Raw genomic sequence first — 14,267 nt, 5'->3', positions numbered from 1 at the left:
CGCGCTCGCCTTGGCGCCACTGCCGACTGTGGCCCTGGCGGCAGACGGCTGTGCGGATGGCACGTTCTCCCGTGTGCAATCGCCCGACGGGAACGCGACGAGCTTCCTCTTCGACGACTTCTCGGTGACCGCGGGTGGGGCCTCCGGTGTGCGGCGCGCCATGAGCACATGCAAACTCAGCGTGCCCGTCACTCAGGCGAACGGACACTCGGTCTTTGCAGTGGACTATCGCGGCTTTGCCTCGACGGAGGCGGGCCAGATCGCCTCCATTCGCGCCTTGCAGGAACGCATGCAGATCCTGAATTACGAGATTTCAGGATCTGGCGAAGAAGATGTGTCGATCTCGGGCCGGCTCGGCGTTTCGGGATCCGATACGCTGGATCTCTCCGTCATTCTGGATGCGACCGGCCCGCTCGACAATGACGCGTTCGAATCCATACTGTTTCTCGATTCTATCGATTTCGCCCGGCTCGGTTTCACCACCACCGCGTCGGTTGTCGAATCGGCGAACCAGATCGCCCGCCAGAGGCAGTCCATCGCGGTCGACCTGATGGATATCGCGCAGAACCTGCTGGGCCAGGCAGGCCGCTTCGACGAGGGAAACTACATTGGCGTTTTCGCAAGCTCGCAAGCCGCCGCCGGCTTCAACGGGCGCTGGGAGGCCGGCAGCGGCGTCAGCATGTTCGGCGGCGTGGCGATGGTCAATCCGAACGGTGCTGACGCCGTTTCTGACACGCTCGCGCTTCTTGCTGGCGGCGTGCGCTATACAACGCCGCAAGCCACCTGGCGTGCCTTCGGTGAGGCCGGCGCATGGGGATCACCCAGCGTTTCCGCCTCGCTGTCGCGAAGCTACGTCAATCTGGACGAGATGGTGTTCACGGGCGGGGCGACGTCCGGCTCACTGTTTGCCTCCTACGCCCGGCTCGGCGTGATCTATGCGCCCGACGATGCGAACGAACTGGCGCTCTCGACCCGTTTCACGCGCGCCTGGTTGAACCTCGACGGGTACGACGAGGAGATTTCGGACAAGAACCTGTTTGCCGCCCATGTAAAATCCAGCCGGTCCACCGCAGATTCTGTCAGCGCGGAGCTTTCCTGGAGTCGCAAGGTCGACGAGCGGTTCGACTACACCATCACGGGCGCCGTGGGTCGCACATTTGCGGGCAAGAACGGCGCGAAGGCATCCGTCGACTGGGTCGGCGACGTGAACGGCAACGCCGATGACCAGAATTTCGCGACGGTCTTGGGTCGCGTGGGCTGGAAGTTGGATAAGAACTGGCAGTTGAACACATCGCTGTCAGCAACATTCCGCGAAAGCGACAAGCCTACTTGGAATATCGGCGGACAGGTGAAAGCGTCGTTCTGAGCCTGCCACGATAGCTATGTTTCTACATATTAAACGGCACCATGGCATCGCTGCGCGAGCGTCGGCTAGTAGTTGTCCGGGGCTTTTGTGTTTTTGGCTTTCCGAGTGTTTCCGGGCGAAGCGGCATCGCTTCGGCGTCGGTTAATGCGACGAAACAATATCCTAGAGAAATTCGGGTGAACCGGATTTCACCGGGTTTGCTCTAGAGCGAATCAGCGAGCTTGCGGTCGGAGCGCACGAACCGCGCGTGATCGGTGATGAAGGCGGCGATCCTGTCGGCGCCGTTCTGCCAGTCGATAGCCTCGCAGCGCGCCACTATGTGGCGCCGCTGCCATGGGTCGAGAAGCCGCGTGATGAAGTCGCGGCAGCGCGGCAGATCGGTGTCACGCCGCATGGTCCAGCCGTAGCCGTTGAGTTCTGCCCAGCGGGCGCGGCTGAGCTGCATATCCATTTCATCGGCCTCGTTCGGCACGAAGAGGGTCGGGATGGTGCCGAGCAGGTTTTCGTGGAAGCCGTTATAGCCGGCGGCCGATACGGCGGCGTCGAAGGCGCGGCTGTAGCGGAAGACGGGATAGGCCTCGCGCACCAGGTGGCGCGGACCGGACGGCTGGATGGGCTCGACGGCCGCGCGAATGGGTGACCGGAACTCGACGACGACCGTATCGGGATGGGACAGCACGGCGTCGATGACGGCCGCGCGAACCCCTGCCATGTCGAAATTGTTGCCCGAGCCGATCTGCAGGGCAACGACCGTGCTGCCCGTCGGCAGAGCGAGCAGGTGGCGGGCTTCCTCCCTTTCCATGCGGTCTTCCGGCGTAATGTGCAGCACGGGCGGTACCGTATAGGCGCGGTGGCGAACGTCCCTGGTCGGCCCGGTGTCGAATTCCTCGGCAAACTCGCCCGGTTCGATGACAGCGTCGAAAGCGCTTTCCAGATCGAGGAAGAGGCGATGGCCTTCCCGCCACATCGGCCGGCGCATCCAGAGGGAATAGATATCCGGAAAGAGCGCCAGCACGTCAGCGATGGCGGGAAAAACGGCTGTCGCATCATAGGCGATGACGGCGGGCTTCAAATGGCTGACGAGTTCGAAAAGCTCGTCGGCGAAGACGCTGCGCCAGTCCTGCGTATCCGCGCCCATGGCCCTGTGGTGGTTGAAGAAATGCGTCTGGTAGCCGGCATCGACCGCCACTTTTGCGGCATAGGACATGGTCGCGAAAACCGGAATGAGATCCGGCGGCAGGCGGTCGGCGACGGCCATCTGGCGGGTGATATGGCCCATGCCGACCCCGTTCGACGACAGGAAGAGCACGGGACGCGCCGGCAGCGGTGGCATGAGGAGTGTTGGCGACGGCGGCTTATCCGCATCGGCGGGCATCAGGGCGGCAATCCGACCGGCAAAACGTTCGATGCTGTGCCGCTCCACGGCAAAGCGGCGGGCGCGCTCGCTCTGGGCAGCATAGAGGGCCGGATTGGCGATGTGGTGGTCGATAAGCATCTTGACGTCATCGGGCACGGCATAAAGCGCGGCTTCGCCGAACAGAGGCTCGAAATGTTTGGGAAGAATGGTGACGAGGCCGGCGGCAAGCGCCTCCAGGATCGCGCGGCCAAAAGCCTCCGACCAGGCCGTGCTGTGGTAATAGACATAGAAATCGAGGTCGGCGAGGAATTCCGCGACACCCGTGAAGCCGAACGGCTGCAGCTTCCAGTTTTCCGGGATCGCGCCGTAATGGGCCTGCAGGAATTCTTCTCCGCCCAGCATGCGGATTTCATAGCGCCTGGCATCCGTCGGATAGACGGCCTTGGCCTCCTCGAGCGTGTCGGGCCATTTCTGGGGGTGCGGACGGGAATGCCGGCCGATGCGCACCGGCATCTTGAGGGCCTGTGGTTTGCGGCAGGGCCAGTCGTCGAGATCGATGAGGTTGTGCCAATCCTCCTCCAGCAGGGCGCAATCCTGCGGCAGATGGCGCGGCAGGCTTTTGCGGACGACGGCGCTGACGGGCGCCAGCAGCACCGGCTTGCCGAAGGCGAAGCGCGCGTGCTTCACGACGGTTGCGATGTCATATTGCCGGCTTCCTGCCCGGTCGATGGCGGGGTGGTGCAGCACGATCACCACTTTTTCCGCCTCGATCATCGGTCGCGGCTGCAGCGGGTTTATCAGGATGCCGGGATGGTGCAGCAGCAGCAGCCGGGCCTCGACCTTCTGCGCCGGATCGACCCGGTCCGTCAGGCCGTTGTCGAGATGGGCGCGGATGTCCGCATGCACCGGGAAGGGCAGGCCGAGGATCGGCCCCTTCACCATGAGCAGCCCCGTGCTCCAGCCTTCGCACGCGGCCGCCGTCATTTCCGCGGCAAGGGCCGTGGACGTACCCCCCTCGAAACGCACGTCGGCGACGAAAACGATGTCGTAGCGGCAGACCGTCATGCAGGCCGCTCCTCTGTCGCAGCGAGGAAACGGTCGATGTTGGCGCCGTAGGCAAGGACATGCTCGGGCTGCCATTTGGCAAGGATGATCTCCCAGCGGGCGCTCAGATAGGCGTGCCAGCAAAGCGCATCGCGGTGCCGTGCCTGCTCTGTAAGCGACGGGAAATATTCGAACGCCGCGCCGGCGGCACGAAAGTGCAGGAACTCCGGCACGTCGGTGACGTAGACGATCTTGTCATACCCTGCAAAGGTCTTGCCGATCTTGGCGATGATCTCGTCGTGTTTGTCGCGGGCCACCTCGAACAGCGTCACGACCACGATGCGTTTCGGCCCGGCCGAGCGGTAGATGTAGAGGTCGTTCTGTTCTGCGGCCGTGGCCGCGGGCTGTCGATCGGCCCGGAAGAACCGCAGAAGATCCATTCATGCCTCCTCGGTTTGTTTAGGCCATCGCACGCTGGCGATCTCTCTCAGCCAGGCTTCCACCGACTGTTGATCCGGCTCGCCTTGTCGGTCGGAAAACAGGCACGCGACGAACAGGCCGTCGGCCGGTACCGCAAGTCGGGCGGTCAAGCGCCGGATTTGGCTGAAGCGGTCCTCATCGGCCGCGATCGGCTCGATCGTGAGCGGGTGTTCGTCGGGTGCATAAAGGCGAGCAGTGATCGCAAGGTCGCCATCACCGAGACAGATCCGTCCGTCGCCATCGGAAGCCGCAGCCTGCGTGTGGCACTGCCAGAGGACCGAAGGCCTGTCGCTGTCGTGCTTCGGCACGATCAGGTCCGCAACGACGACGCCGCCGTTTTCGCCGGGTGTAAAGCCGCGCAGATGCCGGAAGGGTGACGTGGGGTCGACGATATCCAACGCGATCCGGGAACCGTCTGCCGCGATGGTCGCCTCGGCCTCTCTCGATTGCTCGCCGGCGAAGGCGACATTGTGCGCACGGGTCTGCGTCAGGAAATAGGAGGGGCGGCGTGCAGGGTCGAAGTAACCCGGCGCCGCATAGTCTTCGCGACCGAGATCGCAAACAAGACGCTCTTTCCCCACATCGAGCACGAAGCTTCCGAGGTCGGCATGGCAGTGGTTTGTGGCGTTGCGCCCGGCGCGGGCGGCCAGGTACCACTCCGTTCCGTCGGCGAGGTGGCGCAGGATGGCGTATCCGGCGTCAAACACCTCGATTGGAGGTGCTGCTTCGGAAACCGGCGAGCCGGGCGGCGCGTGGTACCAGAGAAGATCGAAGGGATGGACCGCACCCGGTGCTTGCCACTGCCATGAAACGGCGCCCTCCTCTTTGCTGCGTGCGGCAAACCAGCCAAGCATCGGGGAGCGTTCGTGCTCGGTCGGCTCGTCGCCGGCGTTGAAACCCTGGCCGGACGGGCTGACGAGCGCCCGCTGGAAGCGCCAATGGGCGGGCAGGCGGCTGACCTCCTCGGGCACGCGGTGCGACAGGCCAGCCTCCGTGAGCGCCTCGACGGCGAGGATGGCGTAGCGCGCGGCATAGGCGCCGTAGGCGGCGCCCTCCGGCCAACCGCCCTTGTCGTCGAAAATGGAAAGGGCCGAGCGGAACGGGCCGAGAGCGAGATCGAGGAGTTCGTCGCAGGGTTCGGGCATGGCCGAGCGCGTCAGCGCCGCAACGGTGATCAGGCCGCCGCAACACACCAGCGTCCAGTTGGTCCGCGCCGTTGTCCAGTCCGACCCGGCATGCAGTGAAGAGAGGCCGGGAAGCAGTGCGTGGCGAAGAAGGGCGTCGTCGACCAGCGCCAGCTCGTTTTTCGACATGACGGGCTGCGCCCAGTTTCGCCCGATCGCCACGGCAGCAGCCATTTCTGCCGTGTCGATGAAATGCTGCCGGTTCCAATCGGGAAACCGGGCGGCGGCCATGATTTCACTGCCGATCCTGCGCCGGAAGGCGGCACGGCCGGTGACAGCCCACGCCACCCCAAGCGTGACGACGCGCTCGCCGAGCAGCCGGCTCGTCTCAAGCAGGATGCCACGCGCCGGATCGATGCGGTGTTCGATGGGTGCCGCCCGGCCCATGTCGTCGGCGCGCGCGACGATCGTCCCGGCGATGTGTGCGGCATGGGCGTTCTGCGCCAGGAGACGCCGCAATCGATCCGGTTTGTTCTTCCCGAAGAGCATCATAGGAAACGCCCCTGGCCGGATCGACCCGTCTGCGGCCCGCCTTGAATTGTCCGACAGACAGCATAGAGCACGACGCTTCCAAACTTGACAAGCGCTAGATAAACCCAGAGGATGAGGGCACTTAATTCTTCGACAGTAGTGTATTCTCAAGCCATAACCGTGCGAAGTGGGGATGGGCCATGGCGAGATTGCTGGCAGGGAAGATATCGGCGCTCGTCGCTCTTTTTACGGCATCGATGATCATCAGCGGTTGTGAGACGACTGCCGGTGCGCCGGAGATTTGCAAGACGAATCCAAAGTCTTCGCGCTGCGCGAAGGTTGTCAAAAAACAGCCTGCGAAGGTCGCCCAAGCTCGGAAAACTCAGAAGGCAAGCAGTTCGGTTTCTCAATCATTGAGAAGCAACTACTGACGGCCTGCGTTCAAGCCGCACTGTAGAACTACTATGGGAAGGAGTTGATGGACATGCGACGCCATGGCCTTCTTGTTTATGCCCTTTCCTTCTTTCTTGTTGTCCTTCCCGGACTGGCCTTTGCCGAAGCGTCTCCGGTCAAGCGTCTTGCGCTTGTGCTTGGCAATGAAGCCTACAAGGATTTGCCCCCGCTCAAGAATGCGCTGGCCGATGCGGATGCCATGGATGCGGCATTGCGCGACGTGGGCTTCGAGGTGCAACTCGTGCGCAACGCCGACAAGTCCGGCATGGAGCGCGCGCTCATCGACTTCCGCAACAAGATCAAGCCCGACTCCGTCGTGCTCGTCTACTATGCCGGGCATGGATTACAGGCGTCGGAAGAGAATTTCCTGGTGCCGATCGATGCCAGGATTGCCGATGCGATGGACCTGCCGCTCGTCGCCATGTCGGCAAGCCAGGTGCTGCGCCAGCTCGAGGGCACGAAGGCCGGTTCGATCATCTTCATCCTCGATGCCTGCCGGGACAATCCCTTCCTCGGCAAGGACGGCAAGACCCGTTCGATCGGGAACGGCGATTCCCTGTCGCGCGGGCTCGCCCGCATCGTCAGCAAACATACCGGAACGCTGATCGCCTTCTCCACCTCGCCGGGCGACGTGGCGCAGGATGGCAAGGGCGGGAACAGCCCCTATACCAAGGCGCTGACCGCCGCATTGCGCACGCCGGGGCAATCGATCGAGGCGATCTTCAAGGAAACACGCGCCCGGGTGGTCGAGGCGACCGGCGGCGAGCAGATCCCGTGGGAAAATTCGTCGCTCGTCCGCGATGTCGTGCTCATTCCGCAGGCCGGCGGTCCCAAGGTCGTCGAGGCGACGCCGTGCGATCTAGCGGCCGCCCATCCCTCCGATCCGGAACGTATCGGCCCGAGCGTGGAATATGCCAATCTCGATCCGCAGATCGCCGTTCCGGCCTGCGAGGCGGCGGTGGCAAGCGATCCCACCAACATGCGCTTCAAGACGCTGCTTGCCCGTGCCTTCGACAAGGCCGGCCGCGGCGAGGATGCCTACAAGCTCAACGAAGTGGCCATGGCCGCAGGCAATCTGGCCGCCTATCACAATATGGGCAACCTCTACCGAAAGGGCCTCGGGGTGAAGCTCGATCTGGCAAAGGCCTTCGAGCTCTACCTCTATGCCGCCGAACGCGGGCATCCCGAAGACCAGAGCAATGTCGGCTATATGTATTTCCAGGGCCAGGGGGTCGCGCAGGACTATGGCAAGGCGCGTATCTGGCTGGAAAAGGCGGCAAACCAGAATTGGGGTGCCGCCTTCGACAAGCTCGGCCTCATCTATCTCAAGGGGCTCGACACCAAGGTCGATCTGAAGGCGGCCGCGGAGAACTTCCAGAAGGGCGTGGATCTCGGCGACCGCAGTGCCATGGTCAACCTTGCCAACCTCTACAAGGACGGCAAGGGCGTCGAGAAGGATCCGAAAAAGGCCTTCGACTTCTATTCGCGCGGCGCTCGGCTCGGCGCGGTCGCTGCCTATGTCAATCTCGGCAATCTGTATGAGGAAGGTCGCGGGGTCGAAAAGGACCTGCTGCAGGCCGCGTTCTGGTTCACGCTGGCGTCACGCGAGGGGCGGGAAGACGCCCTGGAGAAATTGCGCGCGACGCGGGCCGCTCTGTCCGAAGGCGACAAGGAAATCCTGCAGCAGCGGCTGGACGACTGGGCACGCGGCCGTTTCGGTTGATGGTTTTCGCGTCAGATTTGATTTGTTGTGCGTGCCGTACGGCAATGTCTCCAGCCGGTCGTGGAAGCCGGCGGTCTTGACTAAAGCTTAGTTGTGGGCATATACCCGCATAATGACCGCACCGTGTTACTGCAACCGTTTGAGAATGGCCAACCGCAAGCTCAGCGCCCTCTATGATGGCGCGCTGGAGCCGACGGGCATCAACATTGCGCAGTTTTCCCTGCTGAGGAATGTCGAGCGGCGCCAGCCGGTGAGCCTGACGGAGCTTGGTCGGCATATGGAACTGGATCGCTCGACGCTTGGACGCAATGTCCGCGTCCTCGAACGCATGGGGCTGGTCGAATTCGGGAGTGGAGACGATCAGCGCGAGGCGCTGGTGCTTCTGACCGGCGGTGGTACCGAGATATTGCAGACCGCCGTGCCGCTCTGGCAGGCCTGCCAGGACGACGTGGCCGCCCGCCTCGGGCCGGAAAAACTCGCACTTATAACCGAACTGAACAGCCTGCTGTGATTTTTTGACAATTAAGCGGGTAGCTACCCGTAGATTGGATGCCGCATGCCGAACACCCTACCTTCCACCGGCACGACGATCTCGCGTTTCGCCGCCCGCCATGGCGTTCATTATGGCTGGGTGGTGGCGGCCACCACCTTCCTGACCATGCTGGTGACGGCGGGTGCCGTCGGCACGCCGGGCGTCCTGATCGGTCCCCTGCAACAGGAATTCGGCTGGAGCACGTCGGAAATTTCCTCCGCCTTCGCTATCCGCCTCGTGCTGTTCGGGTTGATGGGACCCTTCGCCGCCGCCTTCATCAACCGCTTCGGCATCCGCCGGGTCGCGAGCGTCGCGCTTCTACTGATCGGCGCCGGCATTCTCGGATCTTTCGCGATGACGGAGCTCTGGCAACTCACCCTGCTCTGGGGCGTCGTTGTCGGCTTCGGCACGGGGCTGACGGCCATGGTTCTCGGCGCGACGGTCGCGACGCGCTGGTTTTCCACCCGGCGCGGCCTCGTGGTCGGCCTGTTGACGGCCAGCACGGCGACCGGCCAGCTGGTGTTCCTGCCGCTGATGGCGTCGCTCATGGAGAGCCTCGGCTGGCGTGACGCGCTTACGCTCATTCTCGCCATGCTGTTCCTCGCGGCCGTCGTCGTCCTCGTCTTCATGCGTGATCACCCCGCTGATGTCGGCCTGGCGCCCTATGGCGCGAAGGATGGAGTGGTCGTCGCCCCCACACCACCGGCAACACTGGGCGCGATGCTTGCCTCCCCCATCGCGGTCCTGATCGAGGCGGCGCAGACCCGGATCTTCTGGGTGCTGTTCGGCACCTTCTTCATCTGCGGCGCCAGCACGAACGGGCTGGTGCAGACGCATTTCATCGCGCTCTGCGGTGATTTCGGCATGGCCGCCACCGCGGCTGCCGGCATGCTGGCGATCATCGGCATCTTCGACATTGCCGGCACGATCGGTTCGGGCTGGTTGTCCGATCGATTCGACAGCCGCATCCTGCTGTTCTGGTACTACGGGCTGCGCGGGCTTTCGCTGGTCTATCTGCCCTTCACCAGTTTCAGCTTCTATGAACTGTCGATCTTTGCCGTGTTCTACGGTCTCGACTGGGTCGCCACCGTTCCGCCGACCCTCAAGCTCACCATCGACCGCTTCGGAGCACGGGCGCCCATGGTGTTCGGCTGGGTTTTCGCCGGTCACCAGCTCGGCGCCGCCTTCGCCGCCTGGGGCGCGGGTTTCACCCGGACGGCATACGAGACCTATCTTCCCGCCTTCTTCATCGCGGGCGTGCTGTGCCTCATCGGTGCGCTTGCTGTCGTTACGATCCGCGAGCCGAAAATGCCGGAAGCGGCAGCGCAGCCTGCATGAGCGTCAACCGCCTGCCGGGCTTGGCGAGCGATTTTCCGCCCGCCAGCTGGCGGGGCTCTGCGTGGTGACCCGACGGAATTCGCGGTTGAAGTTCGATTTCGTCTGGAAGCCGGCTTCGAACATGGCCGAGGTCACCGGCATGTCGGTCTCGCGCAGCAGCCGGCAGGCCTCGGCGATGCGGAAGTCGTTGATATATTGCGAGACGTTCTTGCCGGCGAGGCGGTTGATGGCGCCGGAAATCTGTCGGGCCGGCACGCCTGCCCGCCGCGCCAGGCGCGAGAGCGTCAGGTTCTCGTCGCGAAAAAGGTTTTGCGTGGCGAGCAGCCGGTCGACGCGCTCCAGAACGTCGCGGTCCCTTTCATCCGCGGAAGGATCCTGATCCGTCTCGCCGGGCGCCGCGGGGAGCGCGCGGGCGCGGGCGGCGACGGTTGCCGTCAGGCCGAGGAGGAAGAGGCTGAGCAGGTTGGCGTTGCTGACCATCATCGGCACGTTCTCCCCGCGGCTCCATTCGAAATCGAGCACGACCGCGATATCGAAGGATGCGGAAATGCAGAGCGCGCCGGCGGCAATCAGCAGGGCCTTGTGCGCGCCCGCAGCGCCATCGAGCCGCGCCTCGTCCAGCCCGTCGGGACCGGCCGTGGCAAGCCGCAGCAGGATCGTGGCATAGCCGACGAAGATGACGACGAGGGCAACGTCGATGAAATAGGGTGCGAACAGCAGCAGGGCGATGACGACGACCGGCGGCAGCACGTTGAGCCAGGGCATGTCTTGCCGATCGGGCTGGATCAGGCTGCGGAAACTCGCCAGCACCAGTGGCGGTAGCGACGCCGCCAGCACAGGCAGCACATAGCGCAGCGCAGTCAGGTCATAGCCCCAGCGCAGGCCGACGATGACGGATTGCAGGATGCAGAGCCCGATCAAGGCGAGAAACGGCCGGTTGCCGCTTTCCTGATTGCGCAAGAGCGCCACGAAGCGGATGGCGAGCAGCAGGGCGACGACGAAGGGCAGGGGAATGAAGAGCACGGCAGGAACGGTTCTGTTGACGATGGACGCATCATGATCCGGATCGCGATCAAGGGCGACCTCAAACATGATCGAGGACGTCGGGAAGGCCGTCAGCGGCGATGATTTGCCCGTCAAATCAATCGAGCGAGGCTCCCATGTTTCCCTTTCGCATGTTTTCCGTCCTTCTCATGGCGGGTGCATCCATCACATCCGTCCATGCCGCCGAGGTCGGCGTTCGCACCTTCGGCGTTGCCGCGCCGGAACGTGGCCGCGACATAGAGGTCACCGTCTGGTACCCTGCCGCTGACGGTGGAACGCCAGGCCTGGTCGGCGACAACAGGATTTTCAAAGGAGAGCCCGCCACGCGCGATGCGGCGATCGCCGCGGGCCGCTTTCCGCTGGTGCTGCTGTCGCACGGCTCTGGTGCGCGGGTCGAAACCATGGGCTGGCTGGCGATGAAACTCGCCGAAACGGGGTTCGTCGTGGTCGGCCCCAACCATCCCGGCACGACGAGCGGGGATTCGACGCCTGCGGCAACGCCCCTCATCTGGGAGCGCACGGCGGATCTTTCTGCGGTGATCGATCGCTTCTCGACCGATCCGACCTGGGGTGCTGCGATCGATCCGGCGCGGATCGGCGTCGTCGGCTTCTCGCTTGGCGGTTCGACCGCGCTGGAAATTGCCGGTGCGCGGGCCGATCTCGAAGCCTATGCCCGCTATTGCGACAGCTATGACAAGTGGGATTGCGCCTGGTTTGCCGGCGGACGCGGCTATGTCGACGAGAAGCCCGTCGACGTGGAGAAAGTCGACCTGCGCAAGCTCGACAAGGCCCGTTTCGAACAGTCGAACCATGACCCGCGCATCCGTGCGGCCGTGCTGGTGGATCCCGGGCTGGCGCAGGCCTATGTCGATGACAGTCTCAAGGCGATCGACATTCCGTTGAGCTTCATCAATCTCGGCGGCCCGGGGGCAATTCCCGAAGCGGTGATCGCCGACAAGCTGGCGGCGCTGGTGCCGCAGGCAAGCTATGCGACGGTCACGGAAGCCGTGCATTTCAGCTTCCTGCCGGAGTGCAAGGATGGCGCTGGCGACTTCCTGAAATCGGTCGGCGAGATCGATCCGATCTGCGACGAAACGGGTAGCCGGTCGCGGGCGGATATCCATGCGGAGCTGAAACGCCTCATCGTCGATGCGCTTCAGCGTAGCCTCAAGGGTTCGTTCTGAGCCGAGGGTTGCTGAATGAGAAAGACCAGCGACCGGTTGTCAGGTCGCTGGTCTTTGGCGTGTTTGCAGAGGACGTCAGGCGGCGCGGCGCTGGTAGACGGCGTTGCCGCGTCCTGTGTCGATATGGAACTGCGACAGCGCGGTCTGGAGCTGGGCGGCCTCGCTGGCCAGCACCTGGCTTGCGGCGGTGGTTTCTTCCACCATCGCGGCATTCTGCTGGGTCATCTGATCCATCTGGTTGACGGCCGTGTTGATTTCGCCAAGCGCTGCGGACTGTTCCTGGGCGGCACGCGTGATCGAGACGACGTGGTCGTTGACGCGGTTTACCAGGTCCTTGATCTCGGAGAGCACGTCGCCGGTCGAGAGAACCAGCGAGACGCCGCCCTTCACTTCGCCGGCCGACGCGTTGATCAGCGTCTTGATCTCCTTGGCGGCATTGGCGGAGCGCTGGGCGAGCTCACGGACTTCCTGGGCGACGACGGCAAAACCGCGGCCGGCTTCGCCGGCACGCGCCGCTTCGACGCCGGCATTCAGCGCCAAGAGGTTGGTCTGGAAAGCGATCTCGTCGATGACAGAGATGATCTGGCTGATCTTCTGCGACGACTGCTCGATGCGGCCCATGGCGCTGATGGCGTTCTGGACGATGTCGCCGGACTTGTCGGCGCTGTCCTTGGCTTCGCGCACGATTTCCGAGGCTTCGAGCGCGCGGCTTGTCGAGGTTTTGACCGTGGTGGTGATTTCCTCGAGGGCAGCCGCCGTTTCTTCAAGCGAAGCCGCCTGCTGCTCCGTGCGGTGGGCAAGCTGGTTTGCCGCGGCGGAAAGCTCGCGGGAATTGCCGGATATCGTGCCGGCGGTGGTGAGGATGCCGGTCATCGTGCTGCGCAGCGTCAGCATGGCGCCGTTGACGTTGGCCTGAAGCTCGGCGAAATCGCCCTGGAAGTGGCCGGCCATTTCCTGCGTCAGGTCGGCATGCGAGAGCGAGGCGATCACGCGGCGCACTTCGCTGACGCCGCGGTCGACATTGATCACCAGATCATTGACGCCCGTCGCGAAGCGGCGAAGGTCTTCGTCCTCATAGGCCTTGGTGATGCGGCGCGAAAAGTCGCCGGCGGCCGCGGCCGCCACAATGGTGCTGATGTTTGTTTGCAGGTCCTTGCTCTGCGCCTGGAGGGCGGCTTCCTGCGCCTCCATCTCGCGCATCTGCATCTCGTTGGCGCGGAACACGTCGAGCGTGCGCGCCATGGCGCCGATCTCGTCCTTGCGCTCGGTGCAGGGGATCGTGTCGTCGAGCTTGCCGGCGGCGAGATTGGACATGACGCCGGTCAACAGCTGGATCGGCCGCACGATGCCGTTGCGAGCGAAGAGCATGCTGAACAGCATGCCAGCGACGATGCAGACGAAGGCGGTCGCCAGCAGCAGGATCTGCGTCGTGGTCGAACGGGAGATTGCGACGGCGCGCGATTCCGACAGCGTGTTGGCGGAGTAGGTCGTGTATTCCTTCAGCGCGGCGGTGACGGCCTTCTGGCCTTCCAGCGCCTTGTCGAGGGCAGCGAGAACGGCGGCGCGGTCCTGGCCCTTGTCCGAGCCGGCGACGGCCACCATGGCGCGGATATCTTCGAAGTACGGTGTCAGTGCCGCGCGAACGCCGTCGAGCAGCTTCTGTTCGCTGGCATCGGCCGTGGAGGCGATCTTCGGCAGGCGGTCGAGCATTTCCGCGGCGCGCTTTTCCGTCTCGGCGGCGAAATCGGCGGCCTTTTCCGGGGCGATTGCGAGCTGGTAGGTCATGCGGCTGATGGCGATGACGTCGATGCGCAGGTCCATGGCCTCGCGGGCAACTTCTTCACGTCCGCCGGTATCTGAAAGGGCAGCACCCAGCGAAGTCAACCCGCGGCTGCCGACGGTGGCGATGGTGCCGGCGGCAAGCCCCATCAAAAGCACGAGCAGGCCGACTTTCCGGGAAATCGAGAGATCCGAAATTTTCATGGATAGCGTCCCTAAGGGCGACCGACGCTGTCCTGGCGCGTTCCATCCCAAACAACCCGGGAACATTCCGGGTCAATCTGGCATCGTTTGTCTAATAGAAAGGTTTCT

At 63.8% G+C, this 14,267-nt stretch carries 11 protein-coding genes; 6 read left to right on the top strand and 5 right to left on the bottom strand.

The genetic code is table 11. From position 1 onward, the window contains the following. Positions 1 to 10: 10 nt before the first annotated feature. A complete protein-coding gene (locus AC1RT2_RS11780) occupies positions 11 to 1,366 on the top strand; it encodes a DUF4360 domain-containing protein (RefSeq protein ID WP_493102045.1) in 1,356 nt (451 codons plus the stop codon). A 202-nt stretch (positions 1,367 to 1,568) separates the two neighbouring features. Here AC1RT2_RS11780 and AC1RT2_RS11775 read toward each other — a convergent pair whose 3' ends face one another. From AC1RT2_RS11775 to AC1RT2_RS11765, 3 genes are read right to left on the bottom strand one after another with little or no spacing between them, the layout of a single operon-like run. After that, entirely contained in the window at positions 1,569 to 3,788 is a 2,220-nt protein-coding gene (locus tag AC1RT2_RS11775) for a glycosyltransferase (protein ID WP_493102043.1), read from the bottom strand. Next, positions 3,785 to 4,207, bottom strand: a complete 423-nt coding sequence (locus tag AC1RT2_RS11770) for a hypothetical protein (protein ID WP_493102041.1) — start codon at positions 4,205 to 4,207, stop codon at positions 3,785 to 3,787. The genes AC1RT2_RS11775 and AC1RT2_RS11770 overlap by 4 nt, the downstream gene beginning before the upstream one ends. After that, complete coding sequence (locus AC1RT2_RS11765; RefSeq protein WP_493102039.1) at positions 4,208 to 5,923, bottom strand: heparinase II/III domain-containing protein; 1,716 nt, start codon at positions 5,921 to 5,923, stop codon at positions 4,208 to 4,210. A 179-nt stretch (positions 5,924 to 6,102) separates the two neighbouring features. Here AC1RT2_RS11765 and AC1RT2_RS11760 point away from each other — a divergent pair, with 179 nt between their 5' ends. The 4 genes from AC1RT2_RS11760 (at position 6,103) to AC1RT2_RS11745 (ending at position 9,948) form a co-directional block, all read left to right on the top strand. Continuing rightward, positions 6,103 to 6,333, top strand: a complete 231-nt coding sequence (locus AC1RT2_RS11760) for a hypothetical protein (protein ID WP_493102037.1) — start codon at positions 6,103 to 6,105, stop codon at positions 6,331 to 6,333. Between the two features lie 47 nt (positions 6,334 to 6,380). Continuing rightward, on the top strand, positions 6,381 to 8,078 hold the full coding sequence (locus AC1RT2_RS11755; RefSeq protein ID WP_493102035.1) for a caspase family protein: 1,698 nt from the start codon (positions 6,381 to 6,383) through the stop codon (positions 8,076 to 8,078). 145 nt (positions 8,079 to 8,223) lie between these two features. Continuing rightward, positions 8,224 to 8,589, top strand: a complete 366-nt coding sequence (locus tag AC1RT2_RS11750) for a MarR family winged helix-turn-helix transcriptional regulator (protein ID WP_493102033.1) — start codon at positions 8,224 to 8,226, stop codon at positions 8,587 to 8,589. Between the two features lie 45 nt (positions 8,590 to 8,634). Then, the gene (locus tag AC1RT2_RS11745) at positions 8,635 to 9,948 is read left to right on the top strand and encodes an MFS transporter (protein WP_493102031.1); all 1,314 of its coding nucleotides are present in this window, start codon (positions 8,635 to 8,637) and stop codon (positions 9,946 to 9,948) included. Positions 9,949 to 9,951: 3 nt separating this feature from the next. Here the strand turns inward: AC1RT2_RS11745 and AC1RT2_RS11740 are convergent, their stop codons facing one another. Then, positions 9,952 to 10,971: a helix-turn-helix domain-containing protein gene (locus tag AC1RT2_RS11740; protein WP_493102362.1), complete on the bottom strand. Its 1,020-nt coding sequence runs from the start codon at positions 10,969 to 10,971 to the stop codon at positions 9,952 to 9,954. A 137-nt stretch (positions 10,972 to 11,108) separates the two neighbouring features. On the opposite strand from AC1RT2_RS11740, the gene AC1RT2_RS11735 reads away from it, so the two are divergent. Next, entirely contained in the window at positions 11,109 to 12,176 is a 1,068-nt protein-coding gene (locus AC1RT2_RS11735) for an alpha/beta hydrolase family protein (protein WP_493102029.1), read from the top strand. Between the two features lie 75 nt (positions 12,177 to 12,251). Here AC1RT2_RS11735 and AC1RT2_RS11730 read toward each other — a convergent pair whose 3' ends face one another. Further along, on the bottom strand, positions 12,252 to 14,159 hold the full coding sequence (locus AC1RT2_RS11730) for a methyl-accepting chemotaxis protein (protein ID WP_493102027.1): 1,908 nt from the start codon (positions 14,157 to 14,159) through the stop codon (positions 12,252 to 12,254). Positions 14,160 to 14,267: the final 108 nt, after the last annotated feature.

Source organism: Shinella sp. GW821-FHT11G07, assembly GCF_058808115.1.
Note: the sequence above shows the minus strand (reverse complement) of the source record. Positions and strands in the feature narration are given on the sequence as shown.

What these genes read in the sequence shown, in the direction of transcription:
- AC1RT2_RS11775 (WP_493102043.1), bottom strand. Translation starts at nt 3,788, where the DNA reads ATGACGGTCTGCCGCTACGACATCGTTTTCGTCGCCGACGTGCGTTTC.
- AC1RT2_RS11770 (WP_493102041.1), bottom strand. Translation starts at nt 4,207, where the DNA reads ATGGATCTTCTGCGGTTCTTCCGGGCCGATCGACAGCCCGCGGCCACG.
- AC1RT2_RS11765 (WP_493102039.1), bottom strand. Translation starts at nt 5,923, where the DNA reads ATGATGCTCTTCGGGAAGAACAAACCGGATCGATTGCGGCGTCTCCTG.
- AC1RT2_RS11760 (WP_493102037.1), top strand. Translation starts at nt 6,103, where the DNA reads ATGGCGAGATTGCTGGCAGGGAAGATATCGGCGCTCGTCGCTCTTTTT.
- AC1RT2_RS11755 (WP_493102035.1), top strand. Translation starts at nt 6,381, where the DNA reads ATGGACATGCGACGCCATGGCCTTCTTGTTTATGCCCTTTCCTTCTTT.
- AC1RT2_RS11750 (WP_493102033.1), top strand. Translation starts at nt 8,224, where the DNA reads ATGGCCAACCGCAAGCTCAGCGCCCTCTATGATGGCGCGCTGGAGCCG.
- AC1RT2_RS11745 (WP_493102031.1), top strand. Translation starts at nt 8,635, where the DNA reads ATGCCGAACACCCTACCTTCCACCGGCACGACGATCTCGCGTTTCGCC.
- AC1RT2_RS11735 (WP_493102029.1), top strand. Translation starts at nt 11,109, where the DNA reads ATGTTTCCCTTTCGCATGTTTTCCGTCCTTCTCATGGCGGGTGCATCC.
- AC1RT2_RS11730 (WP_493102027.1), bottom strand. Translation starts at nt 14,159, where the DNA reads ATGAAAATTTCGGATCTCTCGATTTCCCGGAAAGTCGGCCTGCTCGTG.